Below are 2,413 nucleotides of genomic sequence, written 5' to 3'. Positions count from 1 at the left end.
TAGAGCGATCGCGCCATTAATTAACATTATACTAAACTGTATTGTAAACTTGGAAGAAAGGATTAGGTTGAACTTATGCTGAAGTCTTTTCAAATACGCAACTTCAGACTCTTTAATCATCTGGAAGTAAAAAAATTAAGTAATGTTAATCTTATTGTTGGTATGAATAATGCTGGTAAGAGTACATTTCTCGAAGCAATAGAACTTTATGCCAGTAATATCTCTCCCATGACTTTACTTGATCTCGTAGAATCAAGGCAAGGTTCTTGGATTAGTGAAGCACAACAACATCCCCAAAATTTTCTTGATAATCCCATACGCCGTCTATTTTTTAGTCATAGATTACCTAAGATAGGAGAAGAAGGCATATCTCTTGGAGAAATTTCTTTAAACCCCAATATTCACATTGGTGTTGCTGCATATCAGATTAAGTCTGATGATGAAGGAACAATGAAAAGAACTCGTATATCTAGCGATCAATTTGATAAAGATTTATCAAGTATTGAAGTTGTTCTTGTAGCCGAAGAAGGCGAAAAAACTCGGAGAATCTTGAGATTAGATAAGGATTTTCGAGAAATTAGACGTGGTTCTAGAGTTGTTTATGAACGGCAAGATTCTGAATTGAAATACAAATGGCAATTTGTTTCGACAGAGAATATTCCTAATCGAAAATTAGCTGCTCTCTGGGATTTGACAAGTTTAACTAGTTTAGAATCCGAAGTTATTTCTGCTCTTAAACTTATTGAACCTAAAATATCAGGAGTTGCTTTTGTAGAAGACATTAGTAAAGGTCGTAGTAGTGATAACCGTATTCCCATAGCAAAAATTGAGGATATAGATGAACCATTACCTCTTAAAAGTATGGGTGATGGATTAAATCGTTTATTTTATATAATGGTTGCGTTAGTGAATGCAAAAGATGGAATTTTGTTAATTGATGAATTTGAAAATGGCTTGCATTGGACAGTACAGCCTAAAGTTTGGGATATTGTTTTTCATTTTTCCGAAAAACTAAATGTTCAAGTATTTGCAACCACACATAGTCGTGATTGTGTAAAGAGTTTTGATAGTGCATGGAATAAGCATCCTTTACTTGGTGCATTCTTTAGACTGGAAGCTAAAAATAATCTCATTAAAGTCAAAGAATATTCTGTTGAAACACTCACAGATTCTATTGAAATGGATGTTGAAACACGCTAAATAGTATGAAAGATAATAATAAAGATATCTGTAAGCAAGACACCAATAAGGTATTGCTAGTGGAAGGTAAAAATGATTGTCATGTTGTTATGGCTTTGTGTGCTGCTCACCAAGTTCCTAAAACTTTTGGGATATATGAGTGCGGTGCAGATACAGAAGTTTTGAAACGTCTAAATGCTTTGATATTTCGTCCTAATCCTCCCCAAGTAATCGGAGTAATGCTTGATGCTGATAGTCCTTCTCTTGAGGGAAGATGGGCAAGTATAAAAGGTAAATTAAAGCATTATAACTATAATCTACCTAACATTCCTGATCTGCACGGAACAGTAGTTGAGGGTATTGAAGATGAACCTAAACTTGGATTTTGGCTAATGCCAAATAATCAAGATTCGGGTAAATTGGAAGATTTTTGTGCTGAACTTGCAGAACCTAAATCTTTAGAATTTGCAAAAGAATGTGTTGCAGAAGCACAAACAAAGAACTTAACAACTTTTGAAGCATTGCATCTTAGTAAAGCAATTATTCACACATATTTAGCTTGGCAAGATGAACCAGGTTATCCTATGGGACAAGCAATTACTAAACAATCCCTTCGTCCTCATACAAATATTGCAATCAATTTTACTGGCTGGTTAACACGGTTATTTAATTAAGATTTTTCCCTTTTAATAAAACAAAAATACACTTATAATTTTACTTTTGGTATAGATAAAAAATTAAAAAGCGGGCAAGACTTGTACTGAGCTTAGTCGATAGCGTAGCGTGGCGTTAGCCAAGTATGCCCGCACTACTCACTCTTCACGTAGTGTCTCCTATATGAGAAGGTATCGCACTCTTGATTAACAACTCATCTACGACTGAGTATAATGGAGTAATCAATAAGTTGTTCTATATGAGTAAATTCGTGAGTTCGATTAATTTGCAATTATCACCTGATTCTTTAAGTCAAGGTGAGTCAGCTATTCGTCAGGAATTAGCTTTACAGTTATACGCACAGAATATATTTACTTTTGGTCAAGCGCGACGTTTAGCTAATCTATCTGTTTGGGAATTTCAGCAGCTTTTAGGAGAAAGGAAAATTGAACGACATTATAGTGAAGTTGATTTATTGGAAGATGTCAAGACCATTCAAGAAGGTTTTTAATAATTGTGATTGTTATTTGCAATGCTACACCTTTAATTAACTTTGCTGCTATTAATCGTTTAAATAGGG

At 34.2% G+C, this 2,413-nt stretch carries 3 protein-coding genes; all 3 read left to right on the top strand.

Annotated elements, in window-relative coordinates:
• The first annotated feature begins 75 nt into the window (after positions 1 to 75).
• Positions 76 to 1,200, top strand: a complete 1,125-nt coding sequence (locus VB711_RS26380; protein ID WP_323289397.1) for an AAA family ATPase — start codon at positions 76 to 78, stop codon at positions 1,198 to 1,200.
• A 5-nt stretch (positions 1,201 to 1,205) separates the two neighbouring features.
• A complete protein-coding gene (locus VB711_RS26375) occupies positions 1,206 to 1,853 on the top strand; it encodes a DUF3226 domain-containing protein (RefSeq protein WP_323289396.1) in 648 nt (215 codons plus the stop codon).
• A gap of 239 nt (positions 1,854 to 2,092) precedes the next feature.
• Complete coding sequence (locus VB711_RS26370; RefSeq protein ID WP_323289395.1) at positions 2,093 to 2,344, top strand: UPF0175 family protein; 252 nt, start codon at positions 2,093 to 2,095, stop codon at positions 2,342 to 2,344.
• The last annotated feature ends 69 nt before the right edge of the window (positions 2,345 to 2,413 follow it).

The organism is Cronbergia sp. UHCC 0137, from assembly GCF_034932285.1.
In the GTDB taxonomy this organism is placed as follows: Bacteria; Cyanobacteriota; Cyanobacteriia; order Cyanobacteriales; family Nostocaceae; genus Cronbergia.
This window is presented reverse-complemented; position numbering and strand designations above follow the sequence as displayed.